Annotated in this window: 17 protein-coding genes and 1 pseudogene; 12 read left to right on the top strand and 6 right to left on the bottom strand. The window is 68.7% G+C overall.

From position 1 onward, the window contains the following. Positions 1-51: 51 nt before the first annotated feature. Positions 52-738 carry a ribulose-phosphate 3-epimerase gene (rpe, locus tag C6570_RS01710; RefSeq protein WP_106701486.1) on the top strand — a complete coding sequence of 229 codons (687 nt, stop codon included), beginning with the start codon at positions 52-54 and terminating at the stop codon, positions 736-738. Between the two features lie 437 nt (positions 739-1,175). Here rpe and C6570_RS01705 read toward each other — a convergent pair whose 3' ends face one another. The 4 genes from C6570_RS01705 to C6570_RS01690 all read right to left on the bottom strand — a co-directional run bounded on the left by C6570_RS01705 (position 1,176) and on the right by C6570_RS01690 (position 6,352). Next, positions 1,176-2,024 carry a DUF2894 domain-containing protein gene (locus tag C6570_RS01705; protein ID WP_106701484.1) on the bottom strand — a complete coding sequence of 283 codons (849 nt, stop codon included), beginning with the start codon at positions 2,022-2,024 and terminating at the stop codon, positions 1,176-1,178. Then, a complete protein-coding gene (locus tag C6570_RS01700; RefSeq protein ID WP_106704457.1) occupies positions 2,017-2,736 on the bottom strand; it encodes an OmpA family protein in 720 nt (239 codons plus the stop codon). Before C6570_RS01700 ends, C6570_RS01705 begins: the two co-directional genes overlap by 8 nt. Positions 2,737-2,797: 61 nt before the next feature. Then, the gene (locus C6570_RS01695) at positions 2,798-5,548 is read right to left on the bottom strand and encodes a DUF802 domain-containing protein (protein ID WP_106701482.1); all 2,751 of its coding nucleotides are present in this window, start codon (positions 5,546-5,548) and stop codon (positions 2,798-2,800) included. 39 nt (positions 5,549-5,587) lie between these two features. After that, positions 5,588-6,352 carry a DUF3348 family protein gene (locus C6570_RS01690; protein ID WP_123812184.1) on the bottom strand — a complete coding sequence of 255 codons (765 nt, stop codon included), beginning with the start codon at positions 6,350-6,352 and terminating at the stop codon, positions 5,588-5,590. Positions 6,353-6,743: 391 nt separating this feature from the next. On the opposite strand from C6570_RS01690, the gene gph reads away from it, so the two are divergent. Then, positions 6,744-7,565: a phosphoglycolate phosphatase gene (gene gph / locus C6570_RS01685; RefSeq protein ID WP_106701477.1), complete on the top strand. Its 822-nt coding sequence runs from the start codon at positions 6,744-6,746 to the stop codon at positions 7,563-7,565. After that, the gene (locus tag C6570_RS01680) at positions 7,558-8,520 is read left to right on the top strand and encodes a succinylglutamate desuccinylase/aspartoacylase family protein (protein WP_106701475.1); all 963 of its coding nucleotides are present in this window, start codon (positions 7,558-7,560) and stop codon (positions 8,518-8,520) included. Before gph ends, C6570_RS01680 begins: the two co-directional genes overlap by 8 nt. A 39-nt stretch (positions 8,521-8,559) precedes the next feature. Here C6570_RS01680 and C6570_RS01675 read toward each other — a convergent pair. Next, a pseudogene (locus C6570_RS01675) lies at positions 8,560-9,181 on the bottom strand (chalcone isomerase family protein). Positions 9,182-9,259: 78 nt separating this feature from the next. Next, positions 9,260-10,081: a transglutaminase-like domain-containing protein gene (locus tag C6570_RS01670; RefSeq protein ID WP_106701472.1), complete on the bottom strand. Its 822-nt coding sequence runs from the start codon at positions 10,079-10,081 to the stop codon at positions 9,260-9,262. A 429-nt stretch (positions 10,082-10,510) separates the two neighbouring features. On the opposite strand from C6570_RS01670, the gene trpE reads away from it, so the two are divergent. From trpE to trpC, 9 genes are all read left to right on the top strand, one after another. Then, entirely contained in the window at positions 10,511-12,019 is a 1,509-nt protein-coding gene (trpE, locus tag C6570_RS01665) for an anthranilate synthase component I (protein WP_106701470.1), read from the top strand. Between the two features lie 68 nt (positions 12,020-12,087). Then, positions 12,088-12,639, top strand: coding sequence for a hypothetical protein (locus C6570_RS01660; protein WP_106701468.1), 552 nt, complete (start codon positions 12,088-12,090; stop codon positions 12,637-12,639). Positions 12,640-12,688: 49 nt separating this feature from the next. After that, positions 12,689-13,264 (top strand): anthranilate synthase component II, encoded by a 576-nt coding sequence (locus C6570_RS01655; RefSeq protein ID WP_106701465.1) that lies wholly within the window; start codon positions 12,689-12,691, stop codon positions 13,262-13,264. A gap of 7 nt (positions 13,265-13,271) precedes the next feature. Beyond that, on the top strand, positions 13,272-14,012 hold the full coding sequence (locus C6570_RS17890; RefSeq protein WP_123812183.1) for a hypothetical protein: 741 nt from the start codon (positions 13,272-13,274) through the stop codon (positions 14,010-14,012). 39 nt (positions 14,013-14,051) lie between these two features. Further along, positions 14,052-15,125 (top strand): low-specificity L-threonine aldolase, encoded by a 1,074-nt coding sequence (gene ltaE / locus C6570_RS01650; protein WP_106701463.1) that lies wholly within the window; start codon positions 14,052-14,054, stop codon positions 15,123-15,125. Between the two features lie 24 nt (positions 15,126-15,149). Then, on the top strand, positions 15,150-15,872 hold the full coding sequence (locus tag C6570_RS01645) for a LysE family translocator (protein ID WP_106701461.1): 723 nt from the start codon (positions 15,150-15,152) through the stop codon (positions 15,870-15,872). Positions 15,873-15,942: 70 nt separating this feature from the next. Then, on the top strand, positions 15,943-16,974 hold the full coding sequence (trpD, locus tag C6570_RS01640; protein WP_106701459.1) for an anthranilate phosphoribosyltransferase: 1,032 nt from the start codon (positions 15,943-15,945) through the stop codon (positions 16,972-16,974). A 102-nt stretch (positions 16,975-17,076) separates the two neighbouring features. Further along, complete coding sequence (locus C6570_RS18090; RefSeq protein ID WP_164675469.1) at positions 17,077-17,220, top strand: hypothetical protein; 144 nt, start codon at positions 17,077-17,079, stop codon at positions 17,218-17,220. Beyond that, a complete protein-coding gene (gene trpC, locus C6570_RS01635; protein WP_106701457.1) occupies positions 17,213-18,025 on the top strand; it encodes an indole-3-glycerol phosphate synthase TrpC in 813 nt (270 codons plus the stop codon). Before C6570_RS18090 ends, trpC begins: the two co-directional genes overlap by 8 nt. Positions 18,026-18,125 lie beyond the last annotated feature (100 nt).

The following is an 18,125-nucleotide window of genomic DNA, read 5'->3' as shown; positions in this document are numbered from 1 at the left end:
GCCGTGCCCGGCGCGCGCCCGCGGCCACCGCCTGCGCGACAATCGCCGCCCATGAGCACCGAATACGTCATCGCCCCGTCCATCCTGTCGGCCGACTTCGCCCGCCTGGGCGAGGAGGTGACCAGCGTCATCGCCGCCGGCGCCGACTGGATCCATTTCGACGTGATGGACAACCATTACGTGCCCAACCTCACCTTCGGCCCCATGATCTGTGAGGCCATCAAGCCCCTGGCCGTGCGCGCCGACGGCACGCCCGTGCCGATGGACGTGCACATGATGGTGCAGCCGGTCGACGCGCTGGCCCAGGCCTTCGCCAAGGCGGGCGCCACCTCCATCAGCTTTCACCCCGACGCCAGCACCCACGCGCACCGCAGCGTGCAGGCCATCAAGGCGGCCGGGTGCCAGGCCGGGCTGGTGTTCAACCCCGCCGCGCCGCTGGACGTGCTGGACTGGCTGATCGACGACATCGACCTGGTGCTGATCATGAGTGTGAACCCCGGCTTTGGCGGGCAAAGCTTCATCGACAGCGCGCTGCGCAAGATCGAGCTGGTGCGCCGCCGCATCGACGCCACCGGCAAGCCCATCCGGCTGGAAGTGGACGGCGGCATCAAGGCCAGCAACATCCGCCAGGTGGCCGACGCCGGGGCCGACGCCTTCGTGGCCGGCAGCGCCATCTTTGGGCAGAAGGACTACGCGGCCGTCATCGCCGACATGCGCCGCGCGCTGCAGGCTGGCTGAACGCCGGGCGGCCCGCCCGCACGCGCCTTGAGCGGGGTGATATCGCTTTTGATTTGATAGCTGCCAGCGCTGATCAGGCGGGCGCTGACGCCTGTTTTGGCGATGAATTTGTGAAGGCGGGCGCGGTACGTTGACTGTGGGCGCCGGGTCGCGCGGGAGCGACGAACGCGCACACGCTGCTGGCTGCCCGACAGTGTGAAGTCGGTTCGTCCCTGTTGGCAGTCAAATAGCGTTGTAGCGCAGGCGCCTGCTGCGCTGGCAGCTCTGTTTTGCATAGCGCTACTGCCGTCGCCCGGTGGGGGAGCCGATGGCGTACTTGACGCACGGCCATCCCCGGTGATGGCATGGATTCAGGGCAGCCGATGGTCGGTCAAACAACCCTCCAGCGCCCGCTGGATGTGCGCCAGAAGCTCACATTTTTGAAGCAAATCCGTCCGTCAACGCCGGGCGGCCCCTCCGCTGGGCTTGCCTGCAGCGCGCCCGCGCGAGGCCGCCTTGGGGCTTTTCGCTGCTGTCTTGGCGCGTGACGCGGTCTTGGCGTCCGCGCTGGGGGCGGCCAGGGCTTGCTCCAGCCACATCAGGGCCTCGGCCTGCCCCATCAGGTGCTGCAGGTAGCCGGGGGACGTTTCGCGCATCAGCGTCAGCGCGCGGTGCAGCAGCAGCTGGGAATTGAGCGGGCCCGCCTGATCGGGCAGCGCGGTCTGGGACTGCGCTACGCGCTGCTCGGCGCGCAACTGCGTCCAGGCGCCGCGGTGCTGCTGGACGATGTTCAGGTCGCGCGGCGGCCGGCTGGTGCGGGCCGCGAGCGGTGCGGTGGCCGACGTGGCTGCCGCGCGGTCGTCGCCCTCGGCAGCAGCGGAGCCTGCGCCAGCCGCCATGCCGACTTCCTGCAGCCGCGCCAGCAGCGTGCTCAGCGTCGGCGTTTGCGCCGCTGCGTCGGGCGCGGGGGCAGTGCCTGCGGTGGAACCGCTTGGCGCAGCCGTTGCGGGCGCTGCCGCCGCTGCCGCCTCGTCCATCAGCGCCTGTAGGCGCGCGTCCAGCAGTTGCCGCGTGGCGCCGCTGTGCTGCGCCGCACGCTGGGCCAGCGCGTCGATGCGCCGCCAGCGCACCGGGTCGCGCGTGGGCAGGTCTTGCGCGCGGGCTTGTGCCAGCAAGGGATGCGGCTGATCTGCTGGCGCGGGCGCGGGCGCGGGCGCGGATGCCGGTGCGGGGCCTGCGGCGGCGTCGCCCGGCGCGCTTGGCAGCGGCTCAGCGCCGCTGCCACCGGGCAGTGCCGGCTCAGCCATGCGCGGCCTCGGTGGCGGATGCGGGTGCGGCGGGGGCAACGGCTGCTGGCGCCGCGCCCGGGGCCGCAGCGGCGCCGTTCGGCGCTGCCGCCGCTTGGCGCGGCATGGGCGCGATCTCGACGCGGCGGTTGCGCGCGCGGCCTTCGGCGTCGGCGTTGGACGCCACGGCCTGCTGCGAGCCAAACGCCGCCGCGAACACGGCCGAGGGCGGCACGCCTTCTTCGATCAGCGTGCGCGTCACCGTCAGCGCACGCTGGGCAGACAGCTCCCAGTTGTCGGCAAAGGCCTTGCTGCCGCCGCGCACCTGCCGGTCGTCGGTGAAGCCGCTGACCATCAGGATTTCCTGGCGCGACTTCAGGTAGCCCGCCAGCGGCGCGGCCAGGCTTTTGAGCAGCGCGCGGCCTTCGGGCTGCAGCTCGGCCGAAGACAGCTCGAACAGCACGCTGCCGTTGATGCCGATGCGCCCGTCCTGCAGGGTGACGCGCCCGCCCGCCAGCGGCCCGGCCAGGGCCTGCTCCAGCGTTTGCAGGCGCTGGGTTTGCGCCTGGCGCTGGCGGATCTCGTCCTCCAGCCGCGTGCTCAGCTCAAACTGCAGGCCCAGCACGCTGACCAGGATCAGCACGAAGGCGCCCAGCAGCCCGGCCATCAGGTCGCCAAAGGCCGTCCAGACCGGCAGGGCGCCGTCGCTGTCGGCGTCGTCCAGCGTGCTCATGGTGCGGCGCCGGGGCGGGCGGCGGGTGTAGGTGGCAGGGCAGGCATGGCTGCAGCGCGCGTCACGCGGCGGCTCCTTCGCCGGTGTCGGCAACGCCTGCGGCACCTGAAGTACTGGCGGCACCTGCAGCACCTGCAGCACCCGCGGCACCGCGTGCGGCGCTCAGTTCGCTGGCCCGTTCGCGCGCCAGGCGCTGCAGGTCGCCCATGATCTGCTGCTGCGACGACAGGCTCAGGTCGATCACCTCGCGCGCCTGCGCCACGTAGTAGGCCAGTTGCTCGTCGCTGCGCGCGATGGATTTGGCCAGCGTGTCGTCCAGCTGCTGCAGGTGGCCCGTCAGCAGCGTGTTGGATTCGCCAAACGCCTGCACGGCCTGGCCGAACGCGTCGCCCAGGCTGGCGATTTCGGTGGCCCCGGCGCCGATGTGCGCGGCGGCCTCGGCCAGGCGGGTGCTGTCGGCTTCCAGGCGCTCGGCAAAGCGCGCGGCGGTGCGTTCCAGCACCTCGGCCGAGCCGCCCACCAGCTGGTCGATGGCCTGGCGCTGCTCGGACGACGCGTGGTTGACGCGCTCCAGCAGCGCGCCCAGCGTGTCCAGCGCGCGGGCGCGTTCGTCCAGCATGGCGTTGTCGCGCGCCATGCTGTCGGTGAGCTTGTCGCGCAGCTCGCCAATCACCTCGGCGGCGGCGCGCGGCGCGGCGGCGGCGGCGTCCAGCAGGCGGTTGATTTCGCCCAGCGTGCTGGCCGCCTGCGTGGCAGATTGGCTGGCCATGGTCTGCGCGGTGTCGGCCAGCGCGGCCAGCACGGCCTGCTGCTGGCGCGCGCCGTCGGCGCCGCTTTGCTGCCATTGCTGGTGCAGCTGCGCGGCCATGTCGGTCAGCGATTGCTGCCAGGTGGCCAGGCGGATTTGCTCTTGTTCTGATAGCTGCTCGCGCAGGTGGCTATAGCGCTGGTCGGCGTTTTCATTCACCAACCTGGTTTGCTCGGCGAACTGCGCGGCGGCGGCGGCCAGGGCGTCTTGGGTGCGGCTGGCCAGGTCCTGGCTGGCCTGGGTGTGCTGCATCAGCGAGGTGGTCCAGGCGGCCAGCTGCTGCGCGTCGCGCTCGGCGGCGTGCGCTTGCAGCGCGGCGTGCGCCTGGGCCACGCCTTCTTGCAAGGTGTCGACTTGTTGGGCAAAGCGCTCGGCGGTGCCGCTGAGTGCGTCGCGTGTCTCGGCGCCCAGGGCCTGCGTGGTGCGCTGGTGCTCGGCCAGCGCGTCGCGCCAGGCTTGCAGCTGCTGGGCGTCGCGCTCGGCGGCGTGGGCTTGCAGCGCGGCGTGGGCCTGGGTCACGCCGTCTTGCAGGCTGCGCACCTGCTGCTCAAAGTGCTGGGCGGTGGCGCTCAGCGCGTCGCGCGTGTCGGTGCCCAGCGCTTGCGTGGTGCGCTGGTGCTCGGCCAGGGCATCGCGCCAGGCTTGCAGTTGCTCGGCGTCGCGGGCGGCGGCTTGCGTCTGGCTGTCGGCCAGGGCTTGCTGGGCGCCTTGCAGCAGCTGCGCGGTGTGGCCCGCCAGCTGGGTGGTGGTGTCGCTCAGCTGGCGCTGCAGGTGCTCGGCCTGGGCGTGGTGGGCTTCGGTCTGCTGGGTCAGCAGCGCCTGGCTGCGCTCGGCCAGCGCGCCGGTGGCGCCCGCCAGCTGCGCGGCCAGCTGGTCAACCAGTTGGGCCGAGCTTTGTTGAAAGCCGCTGCCAAAGCCCGCCAGCGTGTCGTGCAGGCGGGTGGTGAGCGCCTCGTGCGTCTGGCGCTGGCCGGCCAGCGCCTGCTGCCAGTGGCGGGCGACGTCGGCGTTGTGCGCGTCAAAGCGCTGCGCGAGGCTGTCCAGGTGGTGCTGAACGCCGGCCGACACGCTGGTTTGCAGCGCGCTGGTTTCGCGCGCCAGGCCGGCCAGCGTGGCTTCGACAGCCGGCTGCAGCGCGGCGCTGGCGGCGCGGGCGCTGCCTTCCAGGCTGTCTTGGAGCGACCGGCCTACCGACGCGGCCAGCCCGGTGTAGGCCGATTCGGCCTGCTGGTGAAAGCGCTCTTGCCCGGCCAGCAGGCGTTCTTGCAGGGTGCCGTTTTGCGCCTCCAGCTGGGTGGCCAGCGTTTGCAGGCGCTCGGCCAGCAGGGGCAGCGCCTCGGCCTGCTGGCGCATCAGCGCAAACGATTCTTCGCGCTGGAAGGCGGGCGAATACGCGCGCAGCGCGGTGGCGGCGCGCGCGTCCAGCTGCTGGCCGGCCAGCAGGCGTTCGCGCCGCGCCAGCGCCGACAGCAGCCCCAGCATGGCCGAGGTGGCTACGCCCGCGAGGGACGTGCCAAACGCCACGCCCAGCCCCATCACCGGCGCGGCCAGCGAGGCGCGCACGGCGGCCAGGTCGGTTGCGCTTTGCAGTGCCTGGCCGGTGCCGCGCAGGGTGACGACCATGCCCGCAAAGGTGCCCAGCATACCCAGCAGCACCAGCAGGCCGGCCAGGTAGGGCGTCAGGCTGGGGGCGGGCAGGCCGGCGCGCTCGCCTTCCACGCGCTGGCGCACGGGCTGGCGCAGGGCCGGGTCGATCTGGCTCAGCCAGTCGGCCAGCGGCGAGGCGGGCTCGCTCAAGCCGGCCAGGGCGCCGGTCAGCGTCTGGGTGGCCTGGCGGTAGCGGTACAGCTCGGCCACGCCCACCAGAAAGAACGCGCCGATCAGCACGGTGACGGCCAGCGCCAGCGGGTAGCTGCCCGCGTAGCCCGCGCCCACCCACAGCACGGCGACAAGGCCGGCCAGCGTGGGCAGCGCGAACGAGGCAAATGAAAGGAATCGGTTCATGGGGTCTTCACACGGGCCGGCGCGTGGGCGCCAGCCCTATCAGGAAAGGGGGTCAGAGGGGCCGGGCGCGGGCAGCGCGGCCAGCAGGCCGGCAATCGGTTGCCAGCGCAGGTCCAGCTCGGCCTGCAGCAGGCCGTCCAGCTCGTGTTGAAAGTGGGGCTGCCAGGGCGGCGCGGCGTCGCTGGTGGCGTGCTCTGCCGCCTCGGCTTCTGCGCGCAGCTTGGCAAAGCGCTTTTCCAGCAGCGTGGGCAGGCTGGCCAACAGGCGGCGTTCGGGCTCGCCCAGCAGGCGTTCGGCCACCGCGTCCAGCGCGGCCAGGCGCGCCAGCTCGGGCGACTGCAGCGCCAGCACGCGGCGCAGGCGTTCGCGCAAGGGGGCGATGCGGTCTTCCATCTGCTGCTGCTGGGCGACGTAGTGGCGGCGGTAGGTGGGAAAGTCGAAAGCCACCGCGTCGGGCGCGGCGGCAGCTGAAGGCTTGATCCACCCGGAAGTCAGGCTGCGGCGCTGGGCGCGCGGCGCCTCGCGCCAGGGCGCGTCGTCGGTCAGCGCGCGGGTCAGCAGGCTCAGCACGGCCTGGCTGTCGGCACGGGCGCTGTCGGGGCTGGGGTCTTCGTCCGGGGCGCAGGGCGGGGTGGCGATGGGCTCTTGCAGGGCGGCGAACAGCGGCTGCGCGTCCGTCCAGCGCAGCCAGGCGCTCAGCTGGTCGAGAAAGCCCACGGGCGCATCCGTGGCCGGGCCGATCCACGGCGCCAGCCGGCGCACCAGCGCCGCGTCGGTAAAGCCCGTCCGTCCCGTCCCTGCCATGCCGCCCAAAAGTCAAAGCGGGGGAGTCTACACGGCGGCGCCCGCCCGCCAAGTGGGCGCGCGCTGCGCGGGTTGGGCGCGGCGGTTGGCGGGCGCCAGCGGTGCATGGGCCGGGCGGGGCTGATCTAGGCGTTGCTTTAAAATTGATAGCTGCTTGCGCAGGTCAGACGGGCGCTGGAGGCGGATTGGGCTTGTAGCCCGACGCCGCTGCCCGGTGGCGCTAGCGCCCCCCGCACCGCCGCCCCGCCGTGGCCGTGGACACCGGCTTTACCGGACAATCCGGGGCCGCACCCCGGCCTGCCGCCAGAATGGCTGCGCGCCCGCACCGCTTGGCGCGCCTTGGCCTTGCCGCACTTTCCCTTCCCCAACGCCCTCGCCTGGCCGACCGTCCATGGATACGAACCACCCCGCCCCTCTGCCCGCCCACAGCCCGTTCGCCGCCGGCCAGCCCGCCATCCAGGCGTGCCTAGTCGACCTGGACGGCACGCTGGTCGAGACGCTGGGCGACTTTGAGGCCGCGCTGGGCGACATGCTCACCGCCCTGGGCCGCGCGCCGGTTACCCGGGCGCAGATCGAGCGCATCGTGGGCAAGGGCTCCGAGCACCTGATCCGCTCCGTGCTCGCGCTGACCGCGCCGTGTAATACCGCCACTGCCGACGACCCGGCGGCCCAGCAAGCCCTGTACGACCGCGCCTGGCCGCTGTACCAGGCCGCCTACCTGCGCATCAACGGGCAGTTCAGCACCGTCTACCCCGGCGCGGTGGCAGGCCTGCAGGCGCTGCGTGCACGCGGCCTGCGCCTGGCCTGCGTCACCAACAAGCCCATTGCCTTTGCGCGGCCCTTGCTGGCGGCCAAGGGGCTGGGAGGCTACTTTGACCAGGTTTTTGGCGGCGACAGCTTCGCCCGCAAGAAGCCCGACCCGCTGCCCCTGCTGGAGGCCTGCCGCGCGCTGGGCACCGCGCCAGCGCAATCGCTGATGGTGGGCGATTCCAGCAACGACGCCGCCGCCGCCCGCGCCGCCGGCTGCCCGGTGGTGCTGATGACCTACGGCTACAACCACGGCCAGGCGGTCAGCACCGTCGACGCCGACGGCCTGGCCGATTCACTGGCGCAACTGGCCGATCGCCTGCCTGCCGCCGCCCCAATGCCCCACGCGGCCACGGGCTCTGCGCAGGCGGTAGCATCGGGCGATGCAAGCCAAGCCAATGCCTGAAGTGGGTGCCGTGCAAGACCTGCTGGCCAGCGCCGTCGCCCACCCCGACGTGCTGCAGTGGCACACCTGGGCGTCGCTGAACCCTGGCCCGGCGCTGGTGGTGCTGGGCGCCGTGCACGGCAACGAGCAAAGCGGCGCCACGGCCATCGTCCGCATCATCCATGATTTCCAGACCGGCCGGCGCGTGCTGCTGCGCGGGCGCGTCACGCTGGTGCCCATCGCCAACCCGCTGGCGTTTGCGCAGAACACGCGCGAGGGCGAACGCAACCTGAATCGCCGCTTTCTGCCGCGCGAGCAGCCGCAGGACTACGAAGACCGCATCACCCGCCAGCTGGCGCCGCTGCTGGCCGCGCACGATGCGCTGCTCGACCTGCATTCGTTCCACACCCCTGGCGTGCCCTTTGCCATGGTCGGCCCGCGCAACAACAGCGGCCCGCGCGAGCCGTTTGCCCGCGCCGCCGAAGAAATGGCGCTGGCCCGCGCCCTGGGCGCGCCCCAGGTGGTCGAAGGCTGGCTGGAGGTGTACGACCGTGCGTCGCAGGCGCGCGGCGAGCCGCCGGACGACGAGGGCATCGGCACCAACGAATACATGCGCAGCCAGGGCGGCTACGCCGTCACGCTGGAAAGCGGCCAGCACGAAGACCCACAGGCCGTTGAGGTGGCCTACCAGGCCATCCAGGGCGCGCTGCGCCACCTGGGGCTCGCCGACGTTCCCGCGCCCGCGCCGTTCACCGGGCTGGCCACGGGGCTCAAGGATGTGGTGCTGCGCGAATCGCCGGACGACCGGCTGGCGCGCGACTGGCGCAGTTTTGACCCGATTCGCGCCGGTGAGCTGATCGGCGTGCGGGCCGACGGTACCCAGGTGTTGGCGCCCTACAGCGGCTGCGTGCTGTTTCCCTACCCGGAGGCGGAGGTGGGCGGGGAATGGTTTTATCTGGCCGCGCCGCAAGCCTGATCGGTTGAAGCGGCCAGCCTCCCAATGCGCAGGCGGGGGTCAGGGCGTGTTGGTGAGACCCAGCAAGGCGTCTTTCAGGGGCCAGTCGGCTGGGTGCGGGCCCAGCCAGATGCGCATCAGCATCTGGAAAAACTCGGGCTCGCGAAACGGTTCGCCGACGGACTGGCCGGTGATGGTCAGCACGGCGCCCGTGCCCGGGATCCAGTCGACCTGAAAGCCTTCACCCTCCTTAAGCCGTTTGTGGTCTGAAAACACCTGGCTCATGCGCATGATGCCGGGGCAGCAGGCGCGAGGCGTTGGTGCGGTCCATGTTTTCCTGCATGCTGCGGGTAAACAACTGGCCCAGTTCGGCCGAATCGATGTCGCGCAGCATCACCACGCTGATGCGCCGTGGCGTTTTGGTCGAAAGCGTTTCCTCGGCCGAGTGGGTGGTCTGTGGCAGGTACAGCCCGATGGCGTACACCTTGAACACAGCCTTGTGGCGCACGCCCGCGCCGTTGAGCACCAGGGGTACGCCGGCCACGGTGGCCTTCTCGGCAAAGTTGACTCCGGCCACCTCGCGCGCGGTTGCCGGTGTGGCTGCGGCCAGCCACAGGCTGCACAGCAGCGCCGCAAAAAAAGGTGCGCGGGCGGGCGGGCAAAGGCGTGGCAAGCGGAGCATGGCGGGATTTTGGGGGGCGGTGGCCAAAATTATGACGCCGCGTCCAACCCCGCCTATCGGGGAAACGCCTCTTGCGCCTCAGGGCGCCGGGGTCTCCTCCGTCACCACATCGAAGCGGTCCAGCCGATGCCAGCCAAAGACGGTGGCGATGGCGACGTCGGCCGCATCACGGCCGCGGGCCATCAGAACGCGCCCAACGCGTGGGACGTTGTGGCGTGCGTCAAACGTCCACCACTGGCCGCCCAGGTAGGCTTCGAACCAGGCCGAAAAGTCCATGGGCACTGGCACCGCCGGCACGCCGATGTCGCCCAGGTAGCCCGTCGCGTAGCGGGCAGGGATGTTCATGCAGCGGCACAGCGTGACCGCCAGGTGCGCAAAGTCGCGGCACACACCCACGCCTTCCTGCCAGCCCTGCAGTGCCGTGCGGTTGGCGCGCGCCTGCATGTAGTCGAAGCGGATGTGGCCGTGCACGTAGTCGCAAATCGCCTGCACGCGGGCCCAGCCTTCGGGCGTTTGGCCAAACTGGTTCCAGGCGAACTGCAGCAGCTCGCTGTCCACCTCGCAGTAGCGGCTGGGCAGCAGGAAGCGAAACATGTCTGAAGGCAGCTCATCCAGGGCATGCTGGCGCGCGTTCAGGTTCACCGGGTCGGGCACGCCGCTGTCGCGCACCACGGCCGAATTGCGCAGGCGCAGCTGGGTTTCGCCCGCGGGCAGATCGATGCGGGTGATGATGTTGTCAAACTTGTCGCGGTAGCTGGTCCAGGGCACGTTGGGCTCGACCACCACTTGCTCAGGCGCAAGCAGGTCGCCGGCGCGCGACGGATGCACGCTCAACGCGCCCAGTACGGTAGTGGGGCTGTTGAGCTGGAAGACGATGTCGTAACCGATCTGGATGTGCATGCGTTTCTCGGGGCAAGAACTCGGGAAAGGCAGAGCGGACGGCTCGGCCACGTGATGAAAGCCATTGCACCTTTCGTGCCAGCAGGGCGCCAGCCGCCGAGTGCCTGTACGTGTGTCGGACAAGAACCCTTGCGCGAGCAGGCGGCCTGCGTGGCGTGCCCGCCACCGGGGCGCAAGGCGCAATGGCTTTGCTACACTAGTCGCCATGTGTTCTTCCCACAATGTCATTTCACCGCTGGGCGCCCAAGGCACCCAGGGGGCGTGGCCCTGGCGTAAGCCTGCACGTTGACTTGTGACCGCGTCCGCAACGGGCGCACTTGGGGCGCCCTGCGGGTGCCGATCCGGACAGACACATGGCAGCCGCCGCGCCGCTGACACCCAGCACACCCGCCCGCGTGCCACGCTGCCATGAGCTTGGAGGCTCTCCCTTTGATCACCGAACTTGAATTCAAAAGCCTGGCCGCGCAGGGCTACAACCGCATACCGCTGATGGCGGAGGCTTTCGCGGATCTTGAAACGCCGCTTAGCCTATACCTCAAATTGGCCGCCAACGCAGGCGGGTCGGGCGGTGGGCGCTATACTTTTTTACTGGAATCGGTCATCGGCGGTGAACGCTTTGGCCGCTACAGTTTCATCGGCCTGCCCGCCCGCACGGTGCTGCGCGCCAGCGGCTTTGGCGCCGACGCCAAGACCGAGGTGGTGACCGACGGCCAGGTGGTTGAAACGGCGCCGGGCAACCCGCTGGACTTCATCGCCGCGCACCAGGCGCGCTTCAAGGTGGCGCTCAGCCCCGGCCTGCCGCGCTTTTGCGGCGGCCTGGCGGGCTACTTCGGCTACGACACGGTGCGGCACATCGAGAAAAAGCTCGAGAAAACCTGCCCGCCCGACCCGATCGGCCTGCCCGACATCCTGCTGATGCACTGCGAAGAGCTGGCCGTCATCGACAACCTGTCGGGCAAGCTGTACCTGATCGTCTACGTGGACCCGGCGCAGCCCGAGGCCTACAGCAAGGGCAAGCAGCGCCTGAAAGCCCTGCGCGAGCAACTGCGCTATTCGGTCAGCGTGCCGCAGGTCAAGGCCACGCAAAGCCACCCGGCCGAGCGCGAATTTGCCAAGGCCGACTACCTGAAGGCGGTGGAGCACGCCAAAGAGCTGATCGCCGCGGGCGACTTCATGCAGGTGCAGGTGGGCCAGCGCATCAAGAAGCGCTACACCGAGTCGCCCCTCAGCCTGTACCGCGCGCTGCGCTCGCTGAACCCGTCGCCGTACATGATTTACTACGACTTCGGCGACTTCCAGGTGGTGAGTGCCAGCCCTGAAATATTGGTGCGGCAAGAAAAGACGCCCGAGGGGCAGAAGATCACCATCCGCCCGCTGGCCGGCACCCGCCCGCGCGGCGCCACGCCCGAGCTGGACAAGGCCACCGAGGTGGAGCTGGTCAACGACCCGAAAGAGCGCGCCGAGCACGTCATGCTGATCGACCTGGCGCGCAACGACATCGGCCGCATCGCCAAGACCGGCAGCGTGCACGTGACCGAAGCCTTCGCGGTGGAGCGCTACAGCCACGTGATGCACATCGTCAGCAACGTTGAAGGCATCTTGAACGACGGCATGACCAGCATGGACGTGCTCAAGGCCACCTTCCCCGCCGGCACGCTGACGGGCGCGCCCAAGGTGCACGCCATGGAAATCATCGACCAGCTCGAGCCAACCAAGCGCGGCATCTACGGCGGCGCCTGCGGCTACCTGAGCTATGCGGGCGACATGGACGTGGCCATCGCCATCCGCACCGCCATCGTCAAGGACCAGACGCTGTACGTGCAGGCCGCCGCCGGCGTGGTGGCCGACAGCGTGCCTGAGATGGAATGGCGCGAAACCGAACACAAGGCGCGCGCCCTGCTGCGCGCCAGCGAATTGGTGGAAGAGGGGTTTGAATGAAAATACTCTTGAAAATGCCTTCTAACGCCCACGCCACAAGCACCATAAGCTATAGTAAATATAGCAAAATGACACCGGGCGATGCCCGCCTCGCGCCGCGCGCCTGGCTGGCCGCCGCCGCCATCGCCGCGCTGTCGGCCTGCCAGCAAACCCCCACGCCACCGCAGGCCGCTGCGCCTGCCCCCACGGCCACAGCCACGGCGCAACCGCCCGCGCCCGTCGTGCCGCCCGCACCGGCATCTGCGAACCGCGCCCCCATCGACTGGGCGGCGCTGCAAAACGCCGTGGGCAGCTACAACGCGCAAACCCAGTTCCTGCGCCAGCCCGGCATCAACCGCCGCCTGCGCGCGCTGCTGGGCGTGCAGTACGAGCTGGTCATGCGCGATCTGCAAGTGGCGGGCCCGCTGCAGCAGGACAAGGGCGTGTACTACGTCACCGGCAACCAGGCGCACAAGGGCGGGGTGGAGGCCGTGGCCATCGCCATGCAGCCCGCTTCTGATTCGGTGCGCGTGTGGCTGCTGCACGAAGGGCGCGAACAGGTGCTGCAAGAGCAGCCCAACGCCTTCGCCTGGCCGGCCGAGGTGCAAACGCTGATCCAGAACAGCGCGGCGCGGCGTTGACGTCGCTGCACGCGCACTGCCTTCTCAAACCGGATATTCAGGAGTCGTCATGCGTGTGCTGATGATCGACAACTACGACAGCTTTACCTTCAACATCGTCCAGTACTTTGGCGAACTCGGCGCGCAGGTGCTCACCCTGCGCAACGACGAAGTCACCCTGGACGAGCTGGACGCGCGCCTGGCCGCCGGCGAGTTCGAGCGCCTGTGCATCAGCCCCGGCCCCTGCTCGCCCATGGAGGCGGGCGTGTCGGTGCCCGCCATCCGCCACTTTGCGGGCCGCGTGCCCATCCTGGGCGTGTGCCTGGGCCACCAGGCCATCGGCGCGGCGCTGGGCGGGCCCATCATCCGCGCGCAAAAGCAGATGCACGGCAAGACCAGCGTCATCACCACCGACCAGCAGGGCGTGTTTGCCGGGCTGCCCCAGCAGTTCACCGTCAACCGCTACCACTCGCTGGTGATCGACCGCAACCACGTGCCCGACGAGCTGATCGTCACCGCCACCAGCGAAGACGGCGAAATCCAGGGCGTGCGCCACAAAACGCTGCCGATTGAAGGCGTGCAGTTCCACCCCGAAAGCATCCTGACCGAGCACGGGCATGCGATGTTGGGGAATTTTTTGAGGTGAGGTTGGTGTGTTCAAACTCTCGGCTGGCTCGCTTCTAAAGAATATTCCTCTGATATTTTCCGCGGAGGAAACTCTTCTGCTAGATGGAATTCGGCATCCGGCTGAAATGGCCTGCTATGCCTTGCATCGATTGGCGGGGAACCTTTGGAAGATAACCGCAGAAGGAAGGTTGGCTGAGGGTGATGTAGAGAGTGTCTTTCTTGACGCATGGGCGGTCGTTGATTCAATTGATCGGTTAAGAGGCCTCTTAGGTATGGTCGAGCGACGCAATCCTGAATGGATCAGTGGTTGCCAAGAGTTTCTGCAATCTACGCAAACATTTCGAGCAATGCGAAATGTGACGGATCATCTTGGAGCCCGAATCCCCTATGTGGTCGCAAAAAAGGGAAGTGCACTTGGGGTGCTCAAATGGCTGGCGGTAAGAAACTTTAGTCCCGATGTGCCAAAAAATGACTGGATTATTTCGACCTGCCTTATTCTTCCTGGGACTTTATATCAGCCAAATGTCCAATTTTTGTTGTCTCGTGACGGAGAGCAAATAGATAATCCCGTCGGGAAGATTTCGCTTTTCGCTGGTGAATACGAGTGTGATTTGAATGACGGGGTGAAAAAGATCGTCGCTGTGGTTGAGTCACTAGAGTTGAAGCTACGGGCTCAGTTGGTAGGAATGGATCCGGATAACTTGCGCTGCGCCAAATCAGACATTTATGGAAAGGCGGACCTCAATGCAGAGGTGCGCGATGCATGAACGCAGGGACGCGATCGTTGCTGCCATAAGGAGTTGCCAGTGAGTTTCATCGACCTCCGCAGCGACACCGTCACCCAGCCCACGCCCGCCATGCGCGCCGCCATGATGGCCGCGCCCTTGGGCGACGACGTGTTTGGCGACGACCCGACGGTGAATGCGCTGCAGGAACGCATCGCCGCCATCACCGGCAAAGAGGCGGCGCTGTTCATGCCTTCGGGCACGCAGAGCAACCTGTGCGGCATCCTGGCGCACTGCGGGCGGGGCGATGAATACATCGTTGGCCAGCTGGCGCACACCTACCGCTATGAAGGCGGCGGCGCGGCGGTGTTCGGCAGCGTGCAGCCGCAGCCCCTGACGCAGGACGCGCAAGGCCGCATGGCGCTGGCCGACATCGCTGCGGCCATCAAGCCGGACGACCCGCACTTCGCGCGCACCCGCCTGCTGTGCCTGGAAAACACCTGGAACGGCCATGGGATGCCCGACGATTACCTGCAAGGTGCCGCCGCCCTGGCGCGCTCGCACGGGCTGGCGGTGCACCTGGACGGCGCGCGCGTGTTCAACGCGGCCGTGGCCAGCGCCCGCCCATGCCAGTCGGGCGAGCAGCGCGTGCGTGAGATAGCGGGCCATTTCGACAGCCTGTCCGTCTGCTTCAGCAAGGGGCTGGGCGCGCCCGTCGGCTCGGCGCTGTGCGGCTCGCGTGAGCTGATCGCCCGCGCCCTGCGCATCCGCAAGATGGCCGGCGGCGGGCTTCGGCAGGCGGGCCTGCTGGCCGCTTGCGCGCTGTACGCGCTGGACCACCACGTCGAGCGTCTGGCCGACGACCACGCCAACGCCCGCCGCCTGGCCGATGGGCTGCGTGGCATCGAAGGGCTGACGGTGCGCTCGGCTGAGACCAACATCGTGTTTGTGGACGTGGCCGACGGCCGCGGCCCGGCGCTGCTCAACCATTTGAAGGCGCAGGGCGTGCTGGCCACGGGGCTGATCGGCCTGCGCTTTGTCACGCACCTGGGCGTTGGCGCTGCCGGCATCGACCGCGCCGTGGCGGCCACGCGCGAATTCTTCGCCCAGGCCACGGCGGGTGAAGCTGCCGCCGGCCCGCGCGGTCCGTATTGACAGGCCACCCAAGCTGAGCACGCCATGCCCGATCTGCACCACTTGCTGCTTTTCATCGCCGCCGGCCTGGTGCTGAACCTGACGCCGGGGCCCGACGTGATGTTCATCGTGGCCAACGCGGTGCGCGGCGGCCTGCGCGCGGGCGTGGCGGCGGCGCTGGGCATCGGCGCCGGTTGCCTGGTGCATGTCACGGCGGCGGCGGCCGGGGTGTCGGCCTTGCTGGCGGCCAGCAGCGCGGCGTTCAGCGTGCTGAAGTGGGTGGGCGCGCTGTACCTGGTGTGGGTGGGTGTGCAAATGTTGCGCGGTGCGCTGAAGCGAGCTGCTGGCGGTGCCGCTGCGGGTGCAGTAGCCGCTTCTGAAATGATAGCTGTCAGCGCTGGTGGCGCGGGCGCTGCAGGCCAATTTAACTCAAAATCTGTTGAGCCCGCCGCCGGCTGGTCGGTGTTCCGCCGGGGCTTTCTGACCAACGCGCTCAACCCCAAGGTGGCGCTGTTCTTCCTGGCCTTTGTGCCGCAGTTCATTGCGCCGGGCACCGCGCACCCGGGCTGGGTGTTTGCGGTGCTGGGGCTGCTGTTCACCTTCAACGGCCTGCTGGTTTGCCTGGGCTGGGCGCTGGTGGCCGCCTGGGCCGCGCGCCGCGCCAGTGCGCTGCGCCGCGGCATGCGCTGGCTGGACGGCGTGGCCGGCAGCCTGTTCATCGCCTTTGGCGTGAAGCTGGCGCTGACCGACGCGCCCGTGGCGCGCTGAAGGCTCAGGCACCGCCGGCCGCCGCACCCATCCTTATCACTATCCCGCCTTCAAGGACCAACTCTTGACCATGATGATCACCCCCCAGGAAGCGCTGCAGCGCACCATCGAACACCGCGAGATCTTTCACGACGAGATGCTGCACCTGATGCGCCTCATCATGAACGGCGAGATCAGCCCGCTGATGGTGGCCGCCATCACCACCGGCCTGCGCGTGAAGAAGGAAACCATTGGCGAAATCACCGCCGCCGCCGAGGTGATGCGCGAGCTGTCCACCAAAGTGCCGGTGGCCGACCGCACGCACCTGGTCGACATCGTCGGCACGGGCGGCGATGGCTCGCACACCTTCAACATCAGCACCTGCGCCATGTTCGTGGCCGCCGCCGCGGGCGCCAAGGTGGCCAAGCACGGCGGGCGCAGCGTGTCCAGCAAATCGGGCAGCGCCGACGTGATGGAGGCGCTGGGCGTCAACATCCACCTGAAGCCCGGCCAGATCGCCCAAAGCGTGGCCGAAACCGGCGTGGGCTTCATGTTTGCGCCCAACCACCACCCGGCCATGAAAAACGTGGCCCCCGTGCGGCGCGAGATGGGTGTGAAGACCTTCTTCAACATCCTCGGCCCGCTGACCAACCCGGCCGATGCGCCCAACATCTTGATGGGCGTGTTCCACCCCGACCTGGTGGGTATCCAGGTGCGCGCGCTGCAGCGCCTGGGCGCCGAGCACGCCGTGGTCGTCTACGGCCGCGACGGCATGGACGAAGTCAGCCTGGGCGCCGCCACGCTGGTGGGCGAGCTGAAAGACGGCCAGATCACCGAATACGAGATTCACCCCGAAGACTTTGGCCTGCCGATGCAAAGCAACCGCAGCATCAAGGTGGCCACGCCGGAAGAATCCGTCGCCATGCTGCGCGGCGTGCTGGCGGGCGAAGCGGGCGCGGCGCGCGACATCGTCCTGCTGAACGCCGGCGTGGCGCTGTACGCGGCGGGCGTGGCGCCGAGCATGAAAGACGGCATCGCTTTGGCCCGCACGGCCATCGATTCGGGCGCGGCCAAGGCCAAGCTGGAACAGGTGGCGGAGTTTAGCCAGGCGCAGGCGGCGTGAGGCCCGGCCTGCGCGGCTATCAATTGACGTTTTGGCAGAACGACTTGAGGGTGACTGCGTGAAACCAATGCGCGCAACCCTCATGTCAATTGGTCGATAAGCATGTGGCAGGACGAAGGCACCTGGATCGCCCTGGGCGTTTCGGCGCTGTTCCTGGTGGCGGCGTTGGTGATGCACCGGGTTTTCATGAAAATACTGCGTTCGCGCCCACCGGATGAGCGCGAGGAGCTATCAAAAGATGAGTGATATCCTGAACAAGATCGTCGCGGTCAAACGCGAGGAAGTGGCCGCCGGCCTGAAAAAAGTGCCCCTGGCCGCCATGCGCGAAGACGCCGAAAGCCGCGTGCTGACGCGCGATTTCGTGGGCGCGCTGCGTTCAAAAATAGCCGCCGGCCAGGCCGCCGTGATCGCCGAGGTGAAGAAGGCCAGCCCCAGCAAGGGCGTGATCCGGCCCGATTTCGTGCCCGCCGACATCGCCCAAAGCTACGCCGTGGGCAACCGCGACAGGGGCGGCCAGGTCAGCGCGGCCTGCCTGTCGGTGCTGACGGACAAGCAGTTCTTTCAGGGCAGCATCGACTACCTGAAGCAGGCCCGCGCCAGCTGCGACCTGCCAGTGCTGCGCAAGGATTTCATGATCGACCCCTACCAGGTGTACGAAGCGCGCGCCATCGGCGCCGACTGCATCCTGCTGATCGCCGCCTGCCTGTCGGACGCGCAGATGGCAGAGCTGGAAGCCGTGGCGCATAGCCTGGGCATGGCGGTGCTGGTCGAGGTGCACGACGGCGCCGAACTGCAGCGCGCGCTGAAGCTGAAAACCCCTCTGGTGGGCATCAACAACCGCAACCTGCGCAACTTTGAAGTCACGCTGGACACCACGCTGGGCCTGCTGAAAGACGTGCCCGCCGACCGCTTGCTGATCACCGAAAGCGGCATTGCCACCCGCGACGACGTGGCGCGCCTGCGCGAAGCCGGCGTGCACGCCTTCCTGGTGGGCGAAACCTTCATGCGCGCCGACGAGCCCGGCGAGGCGCTGGCGGAGTTGTTTGCGTGATGAGCGGGCCACATGGCCGCAGCCACGGTGTTCGAGGCGCCAGTTTTTGCTATCAATTTGATGGCTGGTGGCGCTCATCCACTGTGCGCCAGGGGCTGAT

Origin of the sequence: Ottowia oryzae, assembly GCF_003008535.1 — a bacterium.
Taxonomy (GTDB): Bacteria; Pseudomonadota; Gammaproteobacteria; order Burkholderiales; family Burkholderiaceae_C; genus Ottowia; species Ottowia oryzae.
The sequence above is the reverse complement of the archived record's forward strand: the minus strand, read 5'-3'. Positions and strand labels throughout refer to the sequence as shown.